The organism is Microcoleus sp. PH2017_09_SFU_O_A (assembly GCF_020738625.1).
GTDB lineage: Bacteria > Cyanobacteriota > Cyanobacteriia > Cyanobacteriales > Microcoleaceae > Microcoleus.
The window spans coordinates 1-22,838 of sequence record NZ_JAEQCF010000075.1 but is presented as its reverse complement, the minus strand read 5'-3'; the positions used below and the strand labels follow the sequence as shown (position 1 = coordinate 22,838).

Sequence of the window (22,838 nt, the reverse complement as noted above, 5' to 3'; positions counted from 1 at the left end):
TATGTCGGGAGTTTTATCTTGGTTTGGAATAGGTAGATCAGATTATAGGCCTTCTAATCTAGACGTATCAGTTGAAATTTTTGAGACTGTCATTGCCAGAATAAGTCATGCAGTATCAGTTTCTAACCGTGAGGAAGGTGGAAAGTTTATTGGAAAAATTAGTCAAAATGGCAATCATATAAAAATCCGAGTAGAAACTTATATAGACTCTGGGCCTCGTGTCAATAACTCAGTAGGTCACTTGATGCCAGATGGTGAGTATCAAGAAGCAATGTTTCGCGTGTTGGAGACATTTGACCAAGATATTAATTACCTGGGTTCTTGGCATACTCATCACTGCAATGGACTAGCAGAATTGAGTCAAGGTGACATTAGGGGTTATACAGAAACTGTGAATAGCCGTCAATATGATTTGGACTATTTCTTTGCTCTATTGATTACAGATTTGTGTGGCTCGGAACTTCGGAAGCGTTACTACTTATTTGTCAGAAGTCAAGGCTCTGCGGAAATCCCTGATTCTGCCGTACATATTATTAAAGGATCATCACCTTTAGAGCAAATTTTGAAAAGTGCCGAAGAAGCTGCATTTGCTCATCGTAGAAGTCAAGCAAATTTCTATAGAGGTGCTTCTGAACATAGACCTCAGATGGAGGTAGCCACAGATTTTATGCAAAAAATACGGAGTGAAGATAGAGGATGGATTTTGAATAACTTTCCTGCGGCACAGACACTCGAAGCCAAAAGGGATGGAGCTATATATTGGAGGTGGTTAATACCTTTAGATAATGGTGAACTTAACGTTCGTTATCAATATCCTATCTATTCTTCTTCTAAGCCAGCACATTTAGAAATTATCTATGACAGCGAGGAAGTTATCTCAGAAAATATACTATTAAATTCTTCTCGGTTTGAGCAAATTGATAAATATTTAGCTCTGGCAATGAAGAATGCGAAGTCAATAGCATCAAGAAACACAAAATGAAAAAAATAGGGTAGAAGATGAGTTATCTGTTATGTCCCAAATTGTCAAAAGTGCGATCGCCCTTTTCCCCCAAACAACAAAAAGTGCGATCGCCTTACAATCATGTCAAATATATTCAATCCTCCCGATCATTTCTTCAGGTGCATACACTTCATAAATTAAAATCAAACTACGGATAATCTCGCCCACAGAACGAGAATTAGGAGGACAATAGACAATACCCGGATAATCGGTGGTATCGCTTGCCATAATTAAAAAATCGTCATCGTGAGTTACTATCACGCGCTGCTCAAAGCGAATAAATTCCAGGTGTGACTCATCGCTTTTTGTACGCAATCCTGCATCAACTGTTGTTGTAATATCTATGCCGTAACGACGCAAACCGCGCGCAATGTTAGAGTCAATATGTTCGTCTCAATGAAAACGAATTTGCTCACTCACCTCTAATTGCTCTCAATTTTTCTTGTAACGGAGATGGTGGACTCTTGCGCTTTAATTCTTCCACAATAGCTCGACTTTCAGCAGTGCGACGATCGATTTCTTCTCTCCGATCGTAATAATAGGTCATTGCTGCATGAACCGAGGCAAGTTGCAAATCATACTTGCCCGCGATTTCTTCTATAGACATCCCCATTTTCAGATACATTTCGGCGATGTGTGCTACAGCAATTCGATGGCCCGCAATGCGTGGCTTACCACCAAGTACCCCAGGCGTAATTTCGATATGTTCTGTGATGACTGATTCCTTAGACATCTTAGTTAAAGGCTCTTAATCAGTAATGTTTAAGCTCTTTAATCTTAGCACAAAAGGTTTTTGCAGTAATTTGAGTATGCCGTCAAGCTTATGCTGATCGAGAGTCATAGCTACCTTCGATCGGCATCTATTCTGGTTTTAACCAGAAATCACTCGTTGTCGAAATTCCTTAACTGCTGCGAGCGAATTCGGATATCGGACATATTCCGCCAACAATTCTATATCTAAATCAGGGAGAATTTCGCTCCGATAGATTTGCTCATAACCGCAGGTTTGGACAAATTGAACTGGAATTTCTTCTCTCAGGTAGTAGAGGCTAAAACGTTCATTTTGCCAAAACCAAACCTCTTTAACATTTAACCTTCTGTAAACTTCCAATTTGTTCAGACCACCACTGGTAACAACAACCTCAATTGCCAAATCGGGAAATTCTTTGTCTGTACCAATGCAGTAAGCTTCATCGGGTTCCGTCCCGCCTCTTTTTTCCTCTTGCCGCAGGGTGGTAGAACCAAAGGGAAAATAGTCGATATCTGCTTCTAAAAAGTAGATTTCCAAGAGATTTCCAATGCGAGTTTTTCTGTTTTCATGGCGACGGGAAGGTGACATAATTTCTAAGGCTCCATCTAAATAAGTGACTCGATATGCCGAACTATCCCCATTTCTGGTGAGCAAGGTTTCATATTGCTCCCAGTTAACGCGATCGGTAATATAGCGACATTCGGAATCTTGGCGTTGGAGTGCTTGTTGGTCAAGTAGAGCATTGAGATCGCTTGTCAACATAGTATTACCTCCTTTAGGTTGTCTTGATTATAATGAGAGTTAATGCGATAAATCTTGTTAAAAAAATTTGCCTTAAAAAAGAAGTATTACCTATTGACTAGGCTAGAATTACTGTGGTATATTTTAGATAATGGGAGTGGTAACTTAAATTTTAAAATTGCCACTATTTCCATTATCTAATTGTACTTCCTTTGCTGCCAGGAGTCAAGCATTTAACCCGAAAAAAAAGGGCGATTTTTTTTAATTCACGCAACTAAAATTAATCGATGCTCATTACCAATTCCCCGTTACCGTCAATAACTTCGCCGATCGCAAACGCACCAATTCCCTGAGACTCAAACCACTTCACAGCCTGCTCAACTTCCCGGCGATCGAGCAACAGCACAAAGCCAATACCCATATTAAAAGTATTGAACATATCGGCAGTCGCCACAGAGCCAGCCTCAGCAATCCAGTCAAAAATTGGCAAACTCGGCCAGCTATTACTGTCAATTTTCACAGATTGATTGGCTCCCAAACAGCGGGGCAAATTTTCCGGCAAACCGCCGCCAGTAATGTGAGCCATACCGTGAATTTCTAAACCGCTCTTAAGGGCTTCGAGGACTGGTTTCACATAAATTGTAGTCGGAGTCAGCAGCACTTCTCCTAAACTTTGACCGCCCAATCTTTCCGGTTGGGAATTCCAATCAAAACCTAGATCGCCGGCAATTTTTCGCACCAAACTAAAACCGTTGCTGTGCACCCCGGAACTAGCCAGCCCCACAGCGATATCTCCCACCCGTACCTGGGAAGCGTCGAGCAATTTGCTCTTTTCGACAATTCCCACGCAAAAACCAGCCAAATCGTACTCACCCGCTTGGTAAAAACCGGGCATTTCTGCGGTTTCCCCTCCGAGCAAAGCACAGCCCGCTTGTTTGCAACCGTCAGCAATTCCTGTCACCACCCCAGCTAATTGTTCGGAGTTTAACTTTCCGGTTGCTAAATAATCGAGAAAAAAGAGGGGCTCGGCGCCGGATGTCAGCACGTCGTTGACGCACATCGCCACCAAGTCGATACCTACCGTGTCGTGCCGATCGAGATCGTGGGCCAATTTCAACTTAGTTCCCACGCCGTCAGTGCCCGAAACCATCACTGGCTCTTTTAAACCCTCCGGAACGCTGAAAAACCCGCTAAATCCGCCGAATCCGCCCAAAACTCCCGATCGGTGGGTGCTTTTGACTGTATTTTTGATGCGATCGACAAAAGCTCTGCCCGCCTCAACATCCACACCTGCTGCTCGATAATCCATAAGTCCCCCAAATCCATTTGTAAGTTTTAGTTTATTCCCAAGAGTCAGCCGATTTTGGATTTTGGATTTTGGATTTTGGATTGGGGATTGGGGATTGAGAATTGGGCATTGGGCATTGGGCATTGGGCATTGGGCATTGGGCATTGGGCATTGGGCATTGCGGATTTTGGATTGAGGATTGGGGATTTTGGATTGAGGATTGGGGATTTTGGATTGAGGATTGGGGATTGCCGATTGCGGATTGAGGATTGCCGATTGCGGATTGGGGATTGGGGATTGCCGATTGCGGATTTTAGGCTTCCAGGTAAGCGCCAAGGTTGAACGAGCTCTGGAGCTGGGATCTCGAACAGAAGTATAAAATTTTGCGATCGCAGCAAGTATCCATTTGGGGGCGAACTCAACATTTAATACTTGACAAACAGATTTTTTCAGGCTAATCCTTCGGCAGCCATAAAATACACGAATTTTTTGTAAATTTTTGTAAAAATTTCTGGAATTCTGAAAATGGCTGTAACCACTGCAATTAAAGGACTTTATTAGACAGAGTTCTGAGAAAATTTGAGCAATATTGCTCAAATGTATCGAAACAGCGATCCCCAAGCGCAAAAGTTTGTGGTAGTCTGTTGCAGTTCGTTACCAAAACACAAATTGCAGATCGAGTATTGAGTTGTCAAAGATCGGGGAAGTTTCAGCCAAAATTTTTTTTTCGCTGAAGCATTACAGCAAAAACGCACCCGGATACTTTGCTTTGACTCACGGGGGAATAGCGAAGGGATCGAGAAAAATCCTTGACGCCTGCCGCCAAATGGCCAATCCTCCAATCTCGGTTGGCAATGGCTCTTCACAAAAATGGACGTATGAAGGAAAAATTTGTTGGTGGTTTACTCGCTGTCCTGTTAGTTCCTGTGGTAGGAACGGCCTCTTCTTGTCACGCACAAGCGACAGACGCTCTGAAGCCAGACTCTCAGGGCTCCAAGCAGCAAGTAATTGCCACCCAACCGTCCCCGCAGTTAAACGCAACTCGGGCCGAAGCACAAAAAGTTGGACAGTATCAGTACCAAGCAAGAGCTGACATTGACCAAGACTCGATCGTCAAAATTCAGCCCCACGACTTGGAGGGGCGACAAGCAGTGACAGTCTACGTGCGAAACATTCCAGTCATCACCTTTCTGAACCCAAGCCAGGAAACCAACACCAAAATTGGAGAAACTGGCGATCGCAAAGCCAGTGGTAGCAGTCAGTCAAAAGTAGCCGGCACAAAAGAAAATCCCAAAGCCGGAAACACTGCCAGCAATTCCACCAATCAAGAACCAGATCCAATGTGGCGGGCATCTAGCTTAGCAGCAAGACTCAACCAGCTAAACCGCAACAACATCGATCCCAACAGCATTACCGTTAAGTGGGAAAAAGGCGATCGCTACATAATCCAGGCAAACGGCGAGGATTTGGTAAGCATCAACGCTCAAAACATCCTCCCCGACACCACGAGCAACTTCAGCCGAGATGCTCTGCAAGTAACCAATCGCCTCCGCCGACTCCTGGGCAACGCCCCACCCTTGGAAGCAGTCGCAGGCCAACCCCAACCCGAACCAGAAGCCCCCGTGCTATCTTTGGGCCCACTTCAAGTGCGGCTCAGCGGCTTGGCTTCCTGGTACGGCCCCGGATTTGATGGCAACCTCAGCGCCAGCGGCGAGCGTTTTAACCAAAATGCCTTGACTGCTGCACACCGCCACTTGCCCTTCGGCACTCTAGTCATGGTGCGAAATCTTGACAACGGCCGCTCCGTCGTCGTTCGGATTAACGATCGCGGCCCCTACGTGGGCGATCGGCTGATTGACTTGTCGGCCGGCGCAGCCAACGTGCTCGGAATGATGAGCAGCGGCGTTGCGAGAGTGGAAATCCAAGTAATCGAACCGAAAAAGTAAACAACAGTTGACAGTTGACAGTTGACAGTTGACAGTTGACAGTTGACAGTTGACAGTTGACAGTTGACAGCTTGAGGGCGACCTCTACCGACCTCTTGCAAAAATCGGAAAACACCCTGAAATCATCTGCGTTTATCTGTGTTTATCTGTCTGACATCTGCGGTTGAAGGATCGCTCAAAGACTTATGCAAGAAGTCTAATGAATAGTCTGCTTTTAATTTCTCCCTACAAGGGTTGCGGCTTTAAACCAATTCTTTCTGGTAAGGCAGAATACAAAAGTTATCCGAACTGTAGAAAGCAGAAACTAGAATAAAACTTGTCCGGGCTTGAAGTATCTGACATCTTGCACTCGTCGCCATAGTCTCGCGCCCCACCATAGTTTATTTGTTGTGGAACTCGCACGCGAGGCAAGTTGCTAACATTGGTGCCAGATGTCCGATCGAACAAATTCAGACAAATAAATTCTGCATTCTGCCGAATGCCTTGAGGAGATTGTATCGGTGCAACTGTTTACTAGCATTGCAGCACTTCGCTGCTACTTAAATTCACAAAAGTCTGCTGCACCTCACGTGACAGTCGGTTTGGTGCCGACGATGGGAGCTTTGCACGCCGGACATCTCAGCTTGATCCAGCGGGCAAGACAAGACAATGCGATCGTCCTAGTCAGCATTTTTGTCAACCCGCTGCAATTTGGGCCGACAGAAGATTTTCAAGATTATCCCCGGAATTTGGATCGAGACCGGCTGCTGTGCGAACAAGCTGGCGTTGATGCCATTTTTGCTCCCCCAGCAACAGAAATGTTTGGGAACCCAGGGGGCGATCGCACAGCAACCGACAAAACCGCCCAAACACAAAATCAACTTTCATCCTTAACTCAAGTAGTGCCGCCACCCGCGATGACATCGGTGTTGTGCGGCAAGTCTCGGCCCGGTCATTTTCAGGGCGTCGCGACAATTGTTACCAAACTTTTGAGTTTGGTGCAGCCGACAAAAGCTTATTTTGGTCAGAAAGACGCCCAGCAGCTAGCAATTATCCGCAAGCTCGCCTGGGATTTTAACTTGCCTGTAGAGATTGTTGCTTGCCCGATCGTCCGCGAAGAATCAGGACTAGCAATGAGTTCTCGAAATCAGTATTTAACAACAGAGCAAAAACAGCAAGCCTGCGCCCTCTACCGCGCGCTGCAACAAGCCTCAAAAACTTTTGCTTCAGGCGACCGCACCTGGGCCGCCACACTCGCTGCCGCGCGCGCCGAAGTCGCTGGAGAACCCGAAGTTAAGCTCGAATACGCCGAACTCGTCGATCCCGACACTCTGATGCCGTTGGAGGTGGTGGAAACAGCGGGACTTTTAGCGGTAGCAGCCAGAGTTGGCTCTACTCGCTTGATTGATAATATAATTCTCAGGAACCGCAGGCCAATTGTGGCGATCGACGGCCCGGCGGGCGCTGGCAAATCTACCGTAACTCGCCAAGCAGCAAAAGCTTTGGGCTTGTTTTATCTCGATACTGGCGCGATGTACCGGGCGCTGACTTGGCTGGCTTTGAAAACAAACACGCCGATGTCGGATGAATGTGCGATCGCCGAATTAATTAGTTACAGCTATTTGGAATACAATCTCGATCCGGCATCTTTCATGCTGAAGATTAACGGCGAAGACATAACCGAGGCAATTCGCAGTTTGGAAGTGACATCTCGCGTCTCGGAAATGGCGGCAATTCCCGCTGTGCGCCAGTTTCTAGTAGATGAACAGCGGCGCTGCGGTACAAAAGGTGGGATTGTGGCAGAAGGCCGCGATATAGGAACTAATGTTTTTCCCGATGCGGAATTGAAGATTTATTTGACGGCTTCGGTACAAGAGCGATCGCGCCGGCGGATGTTAGAACTTAAAGACGCCGATCGGGCTAATATTAGTTTGGCCCAGTTAGAACAAGACATCGCTCTGCGGGACTCCAAGGACAGCACTCGCCTGATAGCACCTTTACGGAAAGCTGCTGATGCTGTGGAAATTCAAACAGATAATCTGACTGTTGACGAAGTTATCGATCGGATTGTCGGCTTGTATCAAGAAAGAATCGGCCCTAAAAGTTAATTTGAAGACGCTGGGGCGGGCGATCGGCCCGTAGTGTCAGTTAGCGGCCCGGCTTTTTGGGTCTGAGCCCCTAACTATATAGAATAGAACGTGCAATTAACGGGATTTAACTACCTTCCGGAAGATTGCCACTATTCCCCGTTTTGATCGGTTAGGGGAACTCTCGGTGAAAATTCTTAAACTTGTTAATCCTGCCGGACTTCCCCGCGATCGGTCATTTGCAGTAACATTTCTATGGACAATCGCATTTAATACGATCGTCCTGAGTGGATTAACTTGATATCAAAATAAAATCTAGAATTAATTTTCCAAGGTGTGAAGGAGATAATGACGTGACAAATATGAAACGGCTTTTGAGGCGGCAAAAAAAATTAATCGTTGCTTTTCTGGCCGCCGCAGGAAGTTTTTTGCTGGGTGTGACGTTACCAATGAACTTGCGGGCCAATCAACCAGCGCCACCGATGCAGCCACAAGTCTTGGCTGTATCCTCGCCAGAACCAAAACTGATATCTAATGTTAGTGGGATCGCAGGAGCGATCGCCCATCGAGTAGAAGTTTCCCAAAAAGCTCTAGCTCAACAGCAGGAAACTCGTTTTCAATCATCCCTACCATCCCAGTTTAAAGGTACCATGCTGCGTCAGGCAAAACTGGACCAGCAGCACAAGGCGATCGCCCTAACATTTGACGACGGGCCCTGGCCGACAACTACTAGACAAATCCTAGAGATTCTCAAGAAAAACAATATTAAGGCTACATTTTTTTGGGTAGGAAGATACCTGCAAACATATCCCGAACTTGGCAAACAAGTTGCGTCAGCCGGTCACGCGATCGGCAACCACACTTGGAACCACCAATACATTAAATATAACGAAGACGGTGCGGCTCGCGAGATCGATCGCACGTCATCATTAATTGAGGAAGTAACCGGGGTAAAAACATCACTGTTTCGGCCACCAGGAGGCATTTTAAACAATGGCTTGGCAGCCTACGCACAGAAGAAAAATTATGCAGTTATCATGTGGTCTGCTGATTCTTTAGATTGGCGGACTGCGACGCAATCGTTGATGGACAACGTGATGCGGCAGGCAAATTCTGGCGGCATTGTGTTGATGCACGACGGCGGTGGCAATCGATCGAGAACTGTACAAGCTTTGCCGGATATTATTGCTAAACTGAGAAAAGAAGGGTACAAATTTGTAACAGTTCCAGAGTTATTGCAGATGCAAGAACAAGCTTTGAAAAAGCAGGAGACAGCACAAAAATAAAAAATGGGGAAAGTGGCAATTTACACCATTTCCCAGGTTTTTGTAAGTCATATCAATTCCGGCTGCGCCGGAATGATATAGAGGACACTCAAGATGCCGTTTCCCTACCGCGATCAATTGTAGGGACTAAGGCACTCGCGGTATCCTCCGTTTATATGATTCCGATGAAGAGCGGATTTGATATCATTCGATCTATTTTTTAGAGCAATAGCTGAATGAATAACGAAGAAGTAGCAACCACGCCCGGTTCCACCGGATGTTCTTTTGCTAAAATCATTGCTTTAATTGCCTTCTTCCTCTGCACAAATCGATCGACAATCGCTATGCTGTGGTAATAGAGCATCAGTCCGATCGCTAGGTCGATCGCGTACCAGTCATGACCCAAAGTCTCAGTACGACAGGCTTACCCCCCGCCTTCCCGGATCACACGCAACTCCCCGAATCTGATGGCACTTTTGTGAAAAATTTCCAAGAGCATCCCCAAAGCATCTTGCTCACAGACTCCCTAGAAATCACACTGCAAAGGCTTCACCCCGACGGACAATATGCGATCGGGCAAGATTGTGGCATCTACTGGCGCGAAACCGACCCACCAGAAAAGGGTGCCGAAGCGCCTGACTGGTTCTACGTCCCCAACGTTGGGCCCCTCGTGGACGGCGAAATTCGTCGCTCTTACGTGATTTGGCGCGAGTATATGGTGCCAATAATTGCGATCGAGTTTGCCAGCGGAAATGGTTCTGAAGAACGTGACAACACGCCTTTATCCCGTTTGCCAGAAGGCACTACTCAGAAACCAGGGAAGTTTTGGGTATACGAACAGATTATCCGCATTCCCTACTACGCCATTTATGTAATTAAAACCAGCCAACTGGAAGTCTACAACTGGGTGAATGGTTGCTATTGCCGATTGGAACCGAACGATCGCGGACATTACCCGATCGACCGTATGGGCATAGAATTAGGCCTATGGGAAGGCAGCTATCAAAATCAGACACAGCGGTGGTTGCGCTGGTGGGATAACCAGGGAAATTTGTTGCTCACCGGAAGCGAGCAAGCTCGACTCGAACGCCTCCATACCGAACAGGAACGCCAGCGGGCGGAAGCTGAGAGTCAGCGGGCGGAAGCTGAAAGCCAGCGGGCGGAAGCTGAAAGCCAGCGGGCCGAAGCTGAGAGTCAACGGGCCGATCGCGCACAGCAAACACAACAAGATGCGATTCCGCAACTGCTGGCAATGGGTTTGACTGTCGAACAAGTCGCTCAGGCGCTTTCGCTGTCGGTGGAGGAGGTGCAGCGTTTGGGATAAAGGGCGATCGGGCTGAGGATATTACCAATTTAGACTGGAATCTAACGGCAAATTTTGCAACTGAGAATTCACCCAATTAGCCGCCGCTAAGCCCGATCGCAAAGCAGCTTCTATTTGACCTTCCCCGCACAAATCTCCCGCACAAACCAAGGGCAAAGTCCCCGCAGCAGGCAAACAAGAAACAGGCAAAGGATTGCGACAAAAAGCATAGCGCCAGCGGTGAACCTGGAGCCATTCCGGCTCTTTCAGCCAAGGGATTAAATGTTCAGAAGCGCGATCGAGCAATTCTTGACCGATAATATTCAAATCAGTAGCTTCTAAAAAGCGATCGGCAAAATTGGCGCTGCTGTGAACCACAAACACAGGCTGCTGGGACTCGCTGCGCTTGCTGCTGTCGAGCCCAATCCAACTTAAATCAGAATCATCGGGAAAAGAAACCGATTTCCACTGCGGATTTAGATTGCTCAAATCAGAATTTCGTTCCGCAGAATAGCCAGCCATAACTGTAATGCAAGCGTCGTATTCTACAGAGCGCAATTTGTCAATAAAATCAGAGGAAAAACCAAGTTCTGCATTCAAAAATATTAAAGCTTGAGGAGCAGGAATTCCCACCACCACAGCCCTAGCAATTAATTCTTGAGGTAGATCTAAATTGTCGTCGGTAACTTCCAGAGAAAGATGCCACATTTCACTCTCAGTACGAGAAATCGCTTTGACTCGGCGGCCGTACCAAATGTCTAAACCCTCTGCGATATACTTACCGACAGCATTCATCCCAGCCGGTGCGACATAACAAGAACTAGGAACCGAAGATATTTCTCCTTCTCGAAATTCTCCCACGCTATCCGTCCAAAGTTTCAGGATCTGGCGATCGACCAAAACATCAATTAACGCCTGCACCGCATCCCCCTGCGGCTCCAAATAGCGGGCCCCGTGATCGGCTCTAGTCCCCTGCACGCGACGAGTAGCGACTCGTCCGCCGGGGCCGCGAGATTTCTCAACAACCGCCACAGAATAGCCAGCCAGACGCAACTGTCGAGCACAAATCAGCCCCGCCATCCCCGCACCGATCGCCACAACATCGAACATAGTTAAACTGTCAGGTATTTTTGATTTACCAATCAGCATAAAGGCTGCGGGGCAAAAGATGCTCTGCACCACGAACATAAAAGCCCAAAGCCGTAGCGGGGCGTAAGCCATCGCCCTCCGCCAGGTAGTAAAATAATCGACAGGTAAGATTAGTTAAAAAAATGTAGCGATCGGCAAGTTCCAAAAGCGCGCTACTCAGCGACAATCTAAAATCTAAAATCTAAAATCTAAAATAGTATGACGGGAGGGCAAAATCTTGGACGAACTCAGAGCAGCACTAGAATTGACAACAGAAGAAGAATTGCAGCAACTAACCGAACTTCTGTTCAGTCGCAAGTTTAACCCTTTAGATTACGTGCAAACCCCCGCACCCCTAGACGTACAAAGCCGCGATCGCGAAGCATGGCTAGACGCCGTAGAACAAAGGTTTCGGTATCTTGCCGCCGACGGGTTGACGGTACTGAGAGGGCGAACCGAACAAGTAACCTACAGACAAGCACTAATTCAAGTTTGCCGCTATCTCAAAATCCCTTATCCCAAACAGTTGTCAACCACCGACTTAGAGGCAGAAGTATTTCTGCATTTAATGGGCCGCACCTGGAAGCGTTTACCGAAAGACGAACAGCAAGCCCTGACAGTCCGCGTACAGCGAGCAATTGTCGATGCTAAACTTTCTGAACCGTTGCCAATTTCTGCTGAAAAAGACCCGCTCGGTTTGCTGTTCAAAGGTGGCAGCGCTTTAGCCGTTAGTTCAATTTTAAAACCCATGTTGCTGAAATTGATGGCCAATCAATTTGCGCTGCACTTTGCTACCTATCAAATGGCCACACAAGTAGCGATCGCAGGGACTGCAACCGCAGCAACCCAGTTTCAAAATTATGTCGCAATTCAGACGGCGCGGCGGGGGATGGCCGTGACTGCGGCTCGTTACGGTGCGACACGGAGCGTGTTTTCATTGCTCGGCCCGGTGATGTGGACTTGGTTTTTAGCAGATTTGGGTTGGCGATCGATTTCTACGAACTACGGGCGCATTATCCCGACCATTTTTGCCTTGGCTCAAATTCGCTTAACGCGATCGGAATGCGTTTGGGAACTAGCATAGCGATTTTGGATTTTGGATTTTGGAGTGAAGAATTGAAGAATTGGGAGTTTGGGTGAATATCAAAAAAACGTGGAAATTAGCTGTAAAACAGACAGCAAAAAATCTTAATTCTCACCTGCAAAAACATCCCGATCGCCGCCTGCAAATCCCTTGGAATTTCGCTCAAATCGGGATGCTAATTTTTCCGACAATTCCAATCTTGGGAGCTTTAGGAATATTCCTGGGATTGGCCGGCACTTGTCAGCAAAAGTTCCGGCAAATCTGCCGCAGCCCGCTGAATCGAGGATTCGCAATTTTGAGTGTGCTGCTAGTCATCACAACGATTTTTGCCAACAACCGTATCGAGGCTGTTTTAGGCTTGTGCAATTTTTGGCCATTCTTTATATTGTTTGCTGCTTTTAGCAGTTTAATTCAAACTCCAGCTCAGTTACGACAATTGTCTTGGATAATAGCAATTAGTGCAATTCCCGTCATAATTTTAGGTTTGGGACAGCAATTTTTAGGTTGGAGCGGCATCGATCAATTGCAGCCTATTTTTGGCTGGGTACTCGAACCGAAAGGCAATCCCCCCGGCCGCATGGCTTCTGTATTTATGTACGCTAATATTTTAGCCGGCTATTTAACAATCGCTTTTATTTTAACACTCGGATTGTGGATGGAAGAACGAGGAAGGAAGAAGGAAGAAGGAAGAGGGAAGAAGGGAGAGGGGGAAAGGGGGAGAGGGGGAGAGGGGGAGACGGGGAGAGGGGGAGAATTGCCCAATTACCAATTACCAATGCCCAATGCCCAATCCCCAATGCCCAATGCCCAATGCCCAATGCCCAATGCCCAATGCCCAATGCCCAATACCCAATTCATATTTTTAAGTTTTGCAGTAGTAGGAAATGCTGTTGCTTTGATTTTTACTAATTCTCGGAATGCTTGGGGATTGGCAGTTTTGGCAGTTTTGGCTTTTGCATTTTATGCGGGTTATAAAAAAATATTAGCTGCGGTTTTTAGTGCAGTGGGTGCAGTGTTTTTGTCGGCGTTTGGCCCGGAACCTTTACGGCAATATTTGCGAATAATTATCCCGGCTTTTTTCTGGGCGAGACTTACGGATGAAATGTTTCCAAATCGCCCGACTGCTACTTTGAGAACTACTCAATGGGAATTTGCTTGGTCGATGGCTCAGCAGCGTCCTTGGACTGGTTGGGGATTGCGAAATTTTACGCCTCTCTATCAAGATAGAATGCACGAATGGCTGGGTCATCCTCACAGTTTGATGCTGATGTTGGCTGCGGAAACGGGATTCCCAACAACGCTTTTGTTATTTGGTTTAGTTGGCTGGGTTTTGGCTAGAGGTGTTTTGCTGTTGGCGAATTGGCAGGTTTCTGCTGTGGATATTAAACAAGAGCAAATAGCAACTCTCGAAGTACCAGAAAATAATTTAGTTCTCAATCAAAATTCAATATCTACTAGCACAAATCAGGTGGTTTGTCAAGATGTCGAAAATGCCGATCGCCTAATTTTCTTCAGTTATTTATTAGCCTTCGCCGCCTGTACGCTGTTTAACACTGTAGATGTAACTCTGTTTGATTTGCGGGTTAATACGATAAGTTGGGTGTTGTTGGCGGCGATTTGCGGAATCGGGAATAGGGAATAGGGAATCGGGCATCGGGAATCGGGCATCGGGAATCGGGCATCGGGAATCGGGCATCGGGAATCGGGCATCGGGTAATTGACAACAGTCAACAGTCAACAGTCAACTGTCAACTGTCAACAATTATTCCACCGTCACCGACTTCGCCAAATTGCGCGGCTGATCCACATCCAAACCTCGGCGCGCGGCAATGTGATAAGCCAACAATTGCAGCGGAATCACTGTCACAATCGGCGACAACAATTCATCCACCAAAGGCACCGGCAAAACGTGGTCAAAAATATCAGCTTCCGCCGCGCCATGCTTCGGCGTAACGCCAATTAAACGGGCGTCGCGGGCTTTGGCTTCCTGGGCGTTGGAAAGGACTTTTTCGTAGACGCTTCCGGGCATCGCGATCGCCACTACAGGCACTTTAGCATCCAAAAGGGCGATCGGGCCGTGTTTCATCTCTCCCGCCGGATATCCTTCGGCATGAATGTAACTAATTTCCTTAAGTTTCAGCGCCCCTTCCAAAGCAATCGGAAAGTTAATTCCCCGCCCCAAAAAGATAAAATCTTGGGTTTCTGTAAACTGGTGCGACAATTCCTCGACATACTGTTCTTGAATCTCCAAAAACTTCTCGATTTGGGCTGGTAACTGGCGCAAACCCGCAAGAATTTCTGCCAATCTCTCGGTGCTGATGGTTTGCCGCTGGTGCGCCAAATCCAAAGCTAAGAAATAGAAAGCCATCAACTGAGTGACAAAAGTTTTAGTTGCCGCCACCCCGATTTCTATACCAGCGTGGGTGTTGATGATGTGTGGCATCATGTGGGCGATCGAGCTTTCAGTCCTGTTAGTAATGCCCAACATTCGCGATCGAAATTTATCGGTAAAAGCCGCGCGACGCTGCTGTTCCATCCCCAAAGCAGCCAGCGTATCCGCCGTTTCTCCCGACTGAGTTACCCCAATAATTAAAGTATTTGCTGTCAGCGGTGCGGGCGCGTAACGGTACTCAGAAGCGTACTGCACAGCCGTGGGAATATTAGCTAACTGTTCCAACAAATATTTGCCAATTAGCGAGGCGTGCCAGCTCGTTCCGCAGGCGAGAATGGAAATTTGCTCGACATCGGCGCAAAGTTCTGGTGGCAAGTTGAGATTGATGGGAGAGCCTGGATTTCCGGGCTGCCAATCGCTGTCTAAATAAGTCTCCAAACAAGCTCGAACGACTGCCGGCTGTTCGTAAATTTCCTTGTGCATGAAGTGCTTGAAGCCCTGTTTCTCGACTGAAACTGGGTTCCAGCCGAGGATGCGCGGAGTTTTTTTCAGCCTTTGTCCTGCAAAGCTGTAAACTTCTACTCCCATCGGAGTTAGTCTTGCTAATTCGCCATTTTCGAGGGACAAAACAGCGCGGGTGTGAGATATTAACGCTGGCGTGTCGGAAGCACAGAAAAATTCACCTGCACCAAAGCCAATCACCAAAGGAGCTTGCTGTCTGGCGACAATTATTTCGTCTGGAAAATCTGCACAAATTGTGGCGATCGCAAAAGCTCCTTCTAGCCGATTCACCGCCTTTGAAACCACATCCAAAAACGACAACTCAGTAATTTCCTCTGCTGTTGGATCTTGTCCTTCTTCCTTCTTCCTTCTTCCTTCTTCCTTCTTCCTTCTTCCTTCTTGGAAAATTTCAGCTATTAAATGAGGGATAACTTCTGTATCCGTATCCGAGACAAATTTATGTCCCTTGGCTTTCAATTCTTCGCGCAACTCGCGATAATTTTCGACAATTCCATTTTGAACTACGGCAATTCGCCCGCTATTATCTAGGTGAGGGTGAGCGTTATATTCCTCTGGTTTGCCGTGAGTTGCCCAGCGGGTATGTCCGATGCCGATGGGAGCGGGAGAGTCTATCTCTGCTAGCTTTTCCCGGAGGTTGTGCAATTTGCCTTTTGCTCGGATGCAGGTAATTTTTCCTTCGGAGATGGTAGCGAGGCCTGATGAATCGTAACCCCGGTATTCCAGTTTCTCCAATCCTGATAGCAAAATCTCGCTTGCTGCTTGCGTGCCGATATAACCAACGATTCCGCACATTTAAGGTACTACTCCTGCTTAGCGATCGCGATAAAACCCAATTTTTATCATTTTTACACCAGTTGCAAAAAAGAATGCAACTGTAGGGAAGATCCCAACCATGATACTCAGTCGATTTTAGATTGTAGATTTTAGATTTGACTTGCAACTTTGAATTTGGAAGCTGGAACTAGGATCTAACTGAGATCTTGCACGCCTTGTCAATAAGAGGATTTTTCGTGGGGTCGGGCGGGTTTATAGAACCTGTTTGCTACCTTTAAGGCTACTGGCGAACCCGCCCCTACGGCTAATTGAGAATGGTGCAAGATCTCAGATCTAATATTTTGCTTTTGATCCTGACACTCGCGTCGGGGGCTTGTGTCCGTTTGTTGCCGATCGTCGAAAATCCCAAATCCCAAATCCCAAATTGTATTACCTTCTTCCTGTCGCAGAATGCAGATTCCGCGACAAAAAGAGAGGGGGCAATTTAATCGCCCCCTCTCCTGTGCCCGTAACTCGATCGACAGTTCGATCGATATTTAGTAAGCTAGACCCATACTGCGAGTGGTTTCTGCTCCCAGGTAAACCCGGATGCTCAGAAAATCGGTAGGACAAGCTGTTTCGCAACGTTTGCAACCGACACAGTCTTCTGTGCGGGGAGACGAGGCAATCTGAGCCGCTTTGCAGCCATCCCAGGGTACCATCTCCAAAACGTCAGTCGGACAAGCGCGGACGCATTGAGTGCAGCCGATGCAGGTATCGTAGATTTTGACTGAATGAGACATTGAATAAAGGCTCCCAACGAGTCACTAAAAATTTGCGGGCTCTGCGAGTTAAAAGATTTGACGGCGAGGTACCACCGCTTATGCCTGCACAGAGAATTAAAGGTTAGTCTACCGCAGTGCTTGGAAGCACTTCGCGAAAAAGCGACAAAACTTCACAGTCGATCGTAGGTTCGTAGTGAGGACTTTAGTCCTATCCGAGTTAGAAAGGACTAAAGTCCTCACTACGAACTTTAGAAAAACTAAAACCCTAATTTTTCTAACACGGGCTTAGTTGAAACAATATGCCGATCGAGTCCCAGTTTTTTGGGCTCCACACCCAAAGCCAAAGCCATCAATTGTGGCAGATGCAGCACAGGCAAACCCAATTTTCGCCCGATTACTTTTTCCACCTCCGGCTGCCGCGAATCCAAATTTAAATGACAAAGCGGACAAGGAGTCACCATGCAATCAGCACCATTGTCAAGCGCATCTACAATATGTTTGCCGGCCATCTGAAAAGATTGGTTAGTGGCATAACTCGCCAGAGGCCACCCGCAACACTGCGTCCTTCCGCGATAATAAACCGGAGTTGCCCCGATCGCCCGAAACACATTTTCCATCGATTCCGGTTGGTGCGGGTCGTCGTAAACCAAGTTATCCTGAGCTCGCAGCAGGTAACAGCCGTAAAAAGCCGCGCACTTCAAACCCGAAAGCTTGTGAGTGACTCGCTTTTGGACTTCCTCCAAACCGTAATCAGCAACGATCGCCCACAGGAGATGTTTCACTTCCGTACTGCCTTGATAAGGCGAACAGCCTTGTTTTTCGAGTAAACCGTTTACTTTTTCGAGGTAAGGTCGATCGGTCTTTTGGGATTCCTTGAGGCGATCGTCCACATGACCGATTACCCCTTGACAAGTGCTGCAATGCGTGAGTAAAGGCAGATTAAGTTGTTCAGCCAAAGCAATATTGCGGGCGTTAACAGTATCTTCCAACAACTGTGAATCTTCCTTAAAAGTGCCAGAACCGCAGCAGGAAGCTTTTTTGAGTTCCACCAGTTCAATCCCCAAAGCTTGAGTCAGCGCTTGGGTAGAAAGGTAAAGTTCGCGGGCGGCCCCTTGGGCGACACAACCGGGAAAGTAAGCATATTTGAGATTTGGGGATAGCATAATTGTTTCTGCTGGGGACATAAGGCAAGGGACAAGACAGGAGGGCGATCCTCTTCGAGGGCTGCGCTAACGAAGTTGGGATGCTTCCTCTCCATATCCTTACCCAGTTTTAAACGATTATGAGTCAATCGTTGAGGCGGGTAGCTATTAACCAACACGATCTAGCCCAGAGTATGTTGGTCAACTTTAGTCTCCTTCCCTGCAATCACCTCAACCGTGCGGAATCCCAACACCGCCAATAGATTTTTCTCAGGGAGTTTGATGGGAGTAGGTTGCTCGCCATTACCAGGGGCGGGTAGAGGAAAAGCCGTCGCCGCAGCGGTGTGGAAGCGAATATTGCCTTCGGTATGCTCAATTACTTGATGGATGTGACCCGTCAATACTGTGACCGACGCAAAGCGAGATAGCAGCGAAAGCAACTTGGCAGAATCAGCAGTTGCCCATCCCCATTTAGGATAAAGGTCATATAGGGGAAGATGGCTGAAAACAACGAGAGGCGTATCCTGTTTCTGTGCTGCCAAATCTTTCGCCAGCAAGTCCAGTTGCGCCTGACCTAGTTTACCTGTTCCAGTCTCCCCAAATTCCAGCACATTGGTCAAAGAGACAAAGTGTATTCCCGCCTGATCCCAAACCTGTAAACCTTCCCTGACATCCTTTCGGGGAAAGGCTTCCTCGTAGGCTTTGCCCCGATCGCCGATCGTATCGTGTTCTCCTGGTAGAGTAAACAACGGGACTTTTAATTGAGAAAGCAGTTGTTTCGCGCGATCGAATTCTTCTGGTTTAGATAAATGGGAAATATCACCCGTGTGCATCACAAATGCTGGCGGAGTGGGTAAAGCATTAATCGCATCGATCGTTTTCTGAAGCGTGTCGGTAACATGGTCATTTGCCGGTTTGTTGAAACCGATGTGCGTATCGCTAATTTGAACGAAGGAAAACGGTGCAGCCGTGGATGATTTTTGAGCATTTGATTCTCCTACCTGACAAGCAGTCAATAAGCCATTAGAATTGACTGCCCACACGATTCCTAATCCTGTCCAGCTAACGTGTTCGATAAATTTTCTGCGTTGCATGAGTGTTCCTCTGGTTAGTTTTCGATCGGTTTTTCTAAGGTGTGACTGTCAGCGTTCCTTTCATAAAAGGGTGAACTGCACAAATGTAGGGATAGGTTCCTGGTTTTGTGGCGGTGTAGTTCCAGGTTTGATCGGTATCCAGTCCTTTAGAGTTGAAAGCACCATCCATAGATGTTGCTGTGTGGGGATCTTCATCAAGATTGATAAATTGAACAGTTTTACCAACTGCGATCGTCAAATTCGCTGGCTCAAATTTGAAATTACTAATTTTGACCGTGACATCGGCAATTTGTTGGCTAGCCGGGGATTTTGCCGGAGTCTGACTGGGAGTTGCTTTGGGTTGATCTTTCATCACCATTGGTTGATTCGTTGCCTGATGGTTCGGACTACAGGATGACAACGACAACATAATAACCAGGAATCCACTGGCAATTGCCATGAAAAAATAAGCAATATATTTCACGATCGATCTCCTATCTGCCTCGGTTGATGGCGTTTGGTAAATAATCCGGTCATACTGATTCCAGTAGCCACTAAGCAAATCAAACCCAACCCATTCAAAATTGGCATGATTGCATCAAGTTTGAAGATTTGAAATGTATGAACAGAGATTAAAAAAGCAGCGAGTCTTGCTTGATGTAGCCATGTATCCGCGATCGCAATGCTAATGCCAGTTAGAGCAGTGAAAAGTAGTGGCAAACAAAAGAATGTGGCAATCATCCGATGGTACTTGCGAAAATCTTTTTTCATCATTTTAGTTTCGTGTAATGGTATGGAAACGCCTTATAATTTGAGTAGGAGAGGCAAATTCCTTGAGAGCATTCCGTATTTGCAAATATATCGGTAGGGGCGAAGCACCTGACGGCCGTAAATCTCTGGTTTTTACCAATAAATTGTCTGTCGGTATGCTTCGCCCTTACACTTAAATTTGGGATGTTCCATTATTTTGTCTGCTGGCAGTCTATTTGCAAAATTGGGATGATCCTTCTTCCTTCTTCCTGCTTCCTGCGGTTATAAATCCGGCGGCTTGTCACCAAATTGCTTGCGGTCAAAAAGAAGAAGGACTTTGTTAATTGCCATACTGGCAACGATTTAAACCCTCAGAATACTCAAACAAACTCACCTTACCTGATGATGGGAACAGATAGCGACAGTATTCTGGGCTAATATCCTTAACGTTGATTTCGTTATCTTTTTGAGTCTTTGTCGAGGCTTGAGACTGCTGCATTTGCGGAGAGATGGCTTGAGGGGTTTCTGGTTGAGATTGCTGCGTCTCTGGAGAGATGTCTTGAGGGTTTTCTGGTTGAGAAGCTTCTACTTGAACGCTATTCTTTTGGTTGAGAGCGTCAAAGCGATGATTGGCAAAAGCTGTGCTTTGTAATCCTGCGACTGTAGAGATAGTTAATAAAGTCGCAAACGTGATTTTGTGGAAGTTCATAGTTTTTCAGGGATTTAGTTGCAAACGCTCCCTGGGAAGAATGCTAACCAGGCTATTTGCTTGTCTGTACTATGAAGACGACTGCGGATCAATTTTGGATTTGAATTCTGTAAAATTTCTTACTAAACTGCTGTGCGCGGTTTGTTCGGCTTGAGACATTAGCTAATGTCAACGGATCGGATCGAAATCACCACTTCGACAAAAAATCGATGCTAGACTCATCCAATTAGCTCGATCAATCGTTTTATAAATAAACCGAAATCACCACTTCGACAAAAAATCGAGGCTAGACTCATCCAATTAGCTCGATCAATCGTTTTATAAATGACAGGAAGTTTGCTCTATGCTCAAAAAAAGTTGTTACATCAGGGTTGGCACTCATACTGCAAGAGGCATCGGGCATTTTTGCAGAGAAATTAACCTCGGTCTACTTACCTGAATCTATGCCGTCGAGTTCTCCCGATCGCAATTTCTCAGAGCCTTTAACTCCCAGTGATGCCACACTATTGGATAGCCTGAAGGCAAAGCAACCAGAGGCATTAGGGTGTCTCTACGATCGCTATGGCAGCGTGGTGTATGGAGTAGCGCTAAAAGTGTTACAAAGCCAGCAGGAAGCCGAAGACTTGACACAGGAAATTTTTCTGTCGCTGTGGCAGCGTCCGATCGATCCTGCTAAACACGGTCATTTGGTGCGCTATCTAATTGCCATGACTCGATCGCGGGCGATCGACAAATTGCGATCGCGCAGTCGTATCCTTAATTTGGTGCAACGTTGGGGGCAGAACGTCACCGCTGCAACCCCCGCGCCTACTCCGTTTGAGGAGGCTGTTTTCAATGAGCGATCGCAGCAAGTGCGACAGGCATTGACCCAGCTTTCAGAACAGCAACGGCAGGCGATCGAACTAGCCTATGATGCTGGACTCAGCCAATCAGAAATTGCCCAACAACTGGATAAACCCCTGGGAACCGTGAAAAGCTGGACTCGCCAGGGACTCGTCAAACTGAAGCAACTTTTACAGGATTCAATTGACTTATGACCAATAATTTCTTGATAGTGCAAGCCCCCGGATTTATCCGTGGAATCAATCGAAAATCCTTGCATCCTCAAGCCCCCGAATTTATCCCTGGGGTAAATCCAAAATCCAAAATCTAAAATCTAAAATCTAAAATCGAATGACTGAATCTCTGACTCCCGAAGCAATCGAAATCTTGGCAGCAGGCTATGTCATCGGCGATCTCGATCGCGCCGAAGTAGAGGTATTCGAGCAAATGTTGGCAGAAAATCCAGCATTAGTGACAGAAGTGAAGCAGCTTCAGGCAACCTTAGACCAAGTTGTTTACAGCTTAAACAGCGTTGAACCGCCTCCTCATCTCCAATCTGTCATCCTGGCTGCCGCTACCACGACTTTCCAACCCTCCCAACAAAAACAGTCTCGACTCCCCTGGCGCACCGTCATGGGTGGTGTCGCGGCACTTCTGATTCTGTATTTAGGAGTAGATAACTATCGCTTGCGACAGGATTTCCGCATGGCTCAAGATATCAATACCCTACTGCAACAGTCCCAGACGCAACTTTTCTCTCTCAAGGCTGTGAATGCGTCGGATACTGCTGCGGGTAGCTTTGTGGTGAATCTAGGAAAACGGCAGGGGATTCTAGCCGTGCAAAATCTGGTGACTCCACCCAAAGGTAAAGTCTATCGACTTTGGGCGATCGCGGATGGCGAAAAAATTCCCTGTGGCACTCTAAAAATTAATTCCCAGGGAAAGGTGCTAGATAAATTCTGGATGCCTGCCGACTTTTATGACGCAGGTATTTCCGGGTTATTCGTGACGTTGGAATCGTCTGAAACTAGCCGTTATCCCACCGGAGCGATCGTGATGCAGAGTAACTCAACTAACAAGATCTAACCTCAGGAACTCATGATCTGTTCAAAACCTTGCCTAGTAAGTCTTTCAACTTGTTTTTCACCAGGTCAAAGAGTTTATGCGCCCAGGACTAAGGAATGAAAATTTAATAACTTTAGCGTTTGTTAAATAATCGGCACTGCACGATAATTCCATTTTGGCAGATATTCATCAAAAATAATTTTCATTGTTTCTTTAAATCCATTAGCTACTTTTCGACCAGTTTCATAGA

The 22,838-nt window shown here is 46.7% G+C and carries 23 protein-coding genes; 10 read left to right on the top strand and 13 right to left on the bottom strand.

The window, feature by feature from the left end; translation table 11 throughout:
* The first annotated feature begins 1 nt into the window (after window position 1).
* A complete protein-coding gene (locus JGK16_RS24410; protein WP_293192895.1) occupies window positions 2–982 on the top strand; it encodes a hypothetical protein in 981 nt (326 codons plus the stop codon).
* A 105-nt stretch (window positions 983–1,087) separates the two neighbouring features.
* Here JGK16_RS24410 and JGK16_RS24405 read toward each other — a convergent pair whose 3' ends face one another.
* The 4 genes from JGK16_RS24405 to purM all read right to left on the bottom strand — a co-directional run bounded on the left by JGK16_RS24405 (window position 1,088) and on the right by purM (window position 3,804).
* Window positions 1,088–1,387: a DUF5615 family PIN-like protein gene (locus tag JGK16_RS24405; protein ID WP_293192984.1), complete on the bottom strand. Its 300-nt coding sequence runs from the start codon at window positions 1,385–1,387 to the stop codon at window positions 1,088–1,090.
* 28 nt (window positions 1,388–1,415) lie between these two features.
* Window positions 1,416–1,736 carry a DUF433 domain-containing protein gene (locus JGK16_RS24400; protein WP_293192892.1) on the bottom strand — a complete coding sequence of 107 codons (321 nt, stop codon included), beginning with the start codon at window positions 1,734–1,736 and terminating at the stop codon, window positions 1,416–1,418.
* Window positions 1,737–1,874: 138 nt separating this feature from the next.
* Window positions 1,875–2,516, bottom strand: a complete 642-nt coding sequence (locus JGK16_RS24395; protein ID WP_293192889.1) for a Uma2 family endonuclease — start codon at window positions 2,514–2,516, stop codon at window positions 1,875–1,877.
* Between the two features lie 259 nt (window positions 2,517–2,775).
* Complete coding sequence (gene purM, locus JGK16_RS24390; RefSeq protein WP_293192886.1) at window positions 2,776–3,804, bottom strand: phosphoribosylformylglycinamidine cyclo-ligase; 1,029 nt, start codon at window positions 3,802–3,804, stop codon at window positions 2,776–2,778.
* Window positions 3,805–3,858: 54 nt separating this feature from the next.
* Between purM and JGK16_RS24385 the strand changes: the two genes are divergently transcribed.
* The 4 genes from JGK16_RS24385 to JGK16_RS24370 all read left to right on the top strand — a co-directional run bounded on the left by JGK16_RS24385 (window position 3,859) and on the right by JGK16_RS24370 (window position 9,081).
* A complete protein-coding gene (locus JGK16_RS24385) occupies window positions 3,859–4,125 on the top strand; it encodes a hypothetical protein (protein WP_293185425.1) in 267 nt (88 codons plus the stop codon).
* Window positions 4,126–4,661: 536 nt separating this feature from the next.
* Entirely contained in the window at window positions 4,662–5,729 is a 1,068-nt protein-coding gene (locus JGK16_RS24380) for a septal ring lytic transglycosylase RlpA family protein (protein WP_293185424.1), read from the top strand.
* Between the two features lie 500 nt (window positions 5,730–6,229).
* Window positions 6,230–7,816, top strand: a complete 1,587-nt coding sequence (locus JGK16_RS24375) for a bifunctional pantoate--beta-alanine ligase/(d)CMP kinase (RefSeq protein WP_293185422.1) — start codon at window positions 6,230–6,232, stop codon at window positions 7,814–7,816.
* Window positions 7,817–8,157: 341 nt separating this feature from the next.
* Window positions 8,158–9,081 carry a polysaccharide deacetylase family protein gene (locus tag JGK16_RS24370; protein ID WP_293185445.1) on the top strand — a complete coding sequence of 308 codons (924 nt, stop codon included), beginning with the start codon at window positions 8,158–8,160 and terminating at the stop codon, window positions 9,079–9,081.
* Window positions 9,082–9,280: 199 nt separating this feature from the next.
* Here the strand turns inward: JGK16_RS24370 and JGK16_RS24365 are convergent, their stop codons facing one another.
* Entirely contained in the window at window positions 9,281–9,466 is a 186-nt protein-coding gene (locus tag JGK16_RS24365) for a hypothetical protein (RefSeq protein WP_293185421.1), read from the bottom strand.
* Between JGK16_RS24365 and JGK16_RS24360 the strand changes: the two genes are divergently transcribed.
* Window positions 9,458–10,384, top strand: coding sequence for a Uma2 family endonuclease (locus JGK16_RS24360; RefSeq protein WP_293192884.1), 927 nt, complete (start codon window positions 9,458–9,460; stop codon window positions 10,382–10,384). The two genes, JGK16_RS24365 and JGK16_RS24360, sit on opposite strands and share 9 nt — an antisense overlap.
* A gap of 21 nt (window positions 10,385–10,405) precedes the next feature.
* Here JGK16_RS24360 and JGK16_RS24355 read toward each other — a convergent pair whose 3' ends face one another.
* Complete coding sequence (locus tag JGK16_RS24355; RefSeq protein ID WP_293192981.1) at window positions 10,406–11,473, bottom strand: FAD-dependent oxidoreductase; 1,068 nt, start codon at window positions 11,471–11,473, stop codon at window positions 10,406–10,408.
* A gap of 256 nt (window positions 11,474–11,729) precedes the next feature.
* Between JGK16_RS24355 and JGK16_RS24350 the strand changes: the two genes are divergently transcribed.
* Entirely contained in the window at window positions 11,730–12,575 is an 846-nt protein-coding gene (locus tag JGK16_RS24350) for a YaaW family protein (protein ID WP_293185418.1), read from the top strand.
* Window positions 12,576–12,627: 52 nt separating this feature from the next.
* On the top strand, window positions 12,628–14,217 hold the full coding sequence (locus JGK16_RS24345; RefSeq protein WP_293192882.1) for an O-antigen ligase family protein: 1,590 nt from the start codon (window positions 12,628–12,630) through the stop codon (window positions 14,215–14,217).
* 120 nt (window positions 14,218–14,337) lie between these two features.
* On the opposite strand, the gene glmS is transcribed toward JGK16_RS24345, so the two are convergent.
* The 7 genes from glmS to JGK16_RS24310 form a co-directional block, all read right to left on the bottom strand.
* Window positions 14,338–16,281, bottom strand: coding sequence for a glutamine--fructose-6-phosphate transaminase (isomerizing) (gene glmS / locus JGK16_RS24340; RefSeq protein ID WP_293192880.1), 1,944 nt, complete (start codon window positions 16,279–16,281; stop codon window positions 14,338–14,340).
* A 518-nt stretch (window positions 16,282–16,799) separates the two neighbouring features.
* Entirely contained in the window at window positions 16,800–17,045 is a 246-nt protein-coding gene (gene psaC, locus JGK16_RS24335; RefSeq protein WP_015175986.1) for a photosystem I iron-sulfur center protein PsaC, read from the bottom strand.
* 239 nt (window positions 17,046–17,284) lie between these two features.
* Entirely contained in the window at window positions 17,285–18,190 is a 906-nt protein-coding gene (locus tag JGK16_RS24330) for a CoB--CoM heterodisulfide reductase iron-sulfur subunit B family protein (RefSeq protein ID WP_293185413.1), read from the bottom strand.
* A gap of 161 nt (window positions 18,191–18,351) precedes the next feature.
* The gene (locus JGK16_RS24325) at window positions 18,352–19,263 is read right to left on the bottom strand and encodes a metallophosphoesterase (protein WP_293192878.1); all 912 of its coding nucleotides are present in this window, start codon (window positions 19,261–19,263) and stop codon (window positions 18,352–18,354) included.
* A gap of 34 nt (window positions 19,264–19,297) precedes the next feature.
* Window positions 19,298–19,615: a cupredoxin family copper-binding protein gene (locus JGK16_RS24320; RefSeq protein WP_293192876.1), complete on the bottom strand. Its 318-nt coding sequence runs from the start codon at window positions 19,613–19,615 to the stop codon at window positions 19,298–19,300.
* Window positions 19,616–19,722: 107 nt separating this feature from the next.
* Window positions 19,723–20,016, bottom strand: a complete 294-nt coding sequence (locus JGK16_RS24315) for a peptidase (protein WP_293192874.1) — start codon at window positions 20,014–20,016, stop codon at window positions 19,723–19,725.
* 316 nt (window positions 20,017–20,332) lie between these two features.
* Entirely contained in the window at window positions 20,333–20,701 is a 369-nt protein-coding gene (locus JGK16_RS24310; protein ID WP_293192872.1) for a hypothetical protein, read from the bottom strand.
* 443 nt (window positions 20,702–21,144) lie between these two features.
* On the opposite strand from JGK16_RS24310, the gene JGK16_RS24305 reads away from it, so the two are divergent.
* Together JGK16_RS24305 and JGK16_RS24300 are read left to right on the top strand one after the other, a co-directional pair.
* A complete protein-coding gene (locus tag JGK16_RS24305; protein ID WP_293192869.1) occupies window positions 21,145–21,738 on the top strand; it encodes a sigma-70 family RNA polymerase sigma factor in 594 nt (197 codons plus the stop codon).
* A gap of 136 nt (window positions 21,739–21,874) precedes the next feature.
* Window positions 21,875–22,609: an anti-sigma factor gene (locus JGK16_RS24300; protein WP_293192866.1), complete on the top strand. Its 735-nt coding sequence runs from the start codon at window positions 21,875–21,877 to the stop codon at window positions 22,607–22,609.
* Window positions 22,610–22,838 lie beyond the last annotated feature (229 nt).